General features: G+C 64.3%; 2 protein-coding genes. Both read left to right on the top strand.

The genetic code is table 11. The features are described from left to right. Positions 1-51 precede the first annotated feature (51 nt). Complete coding sequence (gene cysT, locus AC1Q80_RS30755) at positions 52-912, top strand: sulfate ABC transporter permease subunit CysT (RefSeq protein ID WP_234941758.1); 861 nt, start codon at positions 52-54, stop codon at positions 910-912. Beyond that, positions 902-1405, top strand: a 504-nt coding sequence (locus AC1Q80_RS30750; protein ID WP_492362929.1) for an ABC transporter permease family protein, incomplete at its 3' end; no start/stop codon positions are given. The genes cysT and AC1Q80_RS30750, both read left to right, overlap by 11 nt.

Raw genomic sequence — 1405 nt, 5'->3', positions numbered from 1 at the left:
TAATGGGAGCGCCTGGGTTTTCCTGAGGCGCATGGAAGAGGTGAGCTGGATTTGAGAGAGCATGGCCACAAGAGCCGCTGGCGGTTTCGCCAACCGAGTGTGCTTCCCGGTTTCGGTCTGGCGCTCGGCGTCACGCTTTTCTGGCTGGTGCTGATCATTCTCATCCCGCTGTCGGGATTGATCTGGCGTTCGAGCAGCCTCGGCTGGTCGCAGTTCATGACGCTGGCGCTCGATACCCGGACGTTGAACGCGCTGAAGATCAGCTTCGGCACGGCCTTTGTCGCAGCGATCGTCAATCTGGTGTTCGGCGTCATCCTCGCCTGGGTGCTGGTGCGCTATCGTTTCCCCGGCAAAAGGGTGATCGACGCCATGGTCGACCTGCCGTTCGCGCTGCCGACGGCGGTCGCCGGCATTGCGCTGGCGACACTTTACGCTCCCAATGGCTGGATCGGCTCGCTGCTCGCCCCGCTCGGCATCAAGATCGCGTTTACCCCGGCCGGCATCGTCGTCGCCTTGATCTTCGTCGGCCTGCCCTTCGTCGTCCGCACCGTGCAGCCGATCATGGAAGAGATCGACAAGGAAGTGGAGGAGGCAGCCGCCACCCTTGGCGCCAGCCGCTTCCAGACGATCAGCCGGGTGCTGTTGCCGGGATTGCTGCCGGCAGGCCTCACCGGCTTTGCGCTCGCCTTTGCCCGCGGCGTCGGCGAATACGGCTCGGTGATCTTCATCGCCGGCAACCTGCCCTATGTCTCCGAGATCGCGCCGCTGCTGATCGTCATCCGGCTGGAGGAGTTCAACTATCCTGCCGCCACCGCCATTGCCGCGGTGATGCTGATCATCTCCTTTGCCATGCTGCTCGTCATCAACTCGATCCAGGCCTGGAGCCGGCGGAGATATGTCTATGTCGCCTGATCTCGCCGCCAACTCCCAGCACGTGCGCGCCGCCACCTCGGAAAGCCGCTTTGCGCGCCTCAGCCTGATCGTCGCAGCGCTCGCCTTCGTCGGCCTGTTCCTGCTTCTGCCGCTGGCGGCCGTCTTTACCGAGGCGCTGCGCAAGGGACCGGCCGAGTTCTTCGCCGCCCTTGGCGATGCCGAAACCTTTTCCGCCATCCGCCTGACGCTGATCGTCGCTGCCATCGCCGTGCCGCTCAACCTCGTCTTCGGGGTGGCCGCCGCCTGGGCGATCGCCAAGTTCGAGTTCAAGGGCAAGGCCTTTTTGACGACGCTGATCGACCTGCCGTTCTCGGTCTCGCCCGTCATCTCCGGCCTGGTCTTCGTGCTTCTGTTCGGCTCGCACAGCCTCATCGGCCCCTGGCTGCAGAGCCATGGCATCCAGATCCTGTTTGCCGTGCCGGGCCTGGTGCTGGCGACCGTCTTCGTCACCTTCCCCTTCGTTGCCCGCGAG

This window comes from Ensifer sp. GW823-FHT05D09 (assembly GCF_058795755.1).
Note: the sequence above shows the minus strand (reverse complement) of the source record. Positions and strands in the feature narration are given on the sequence as shown.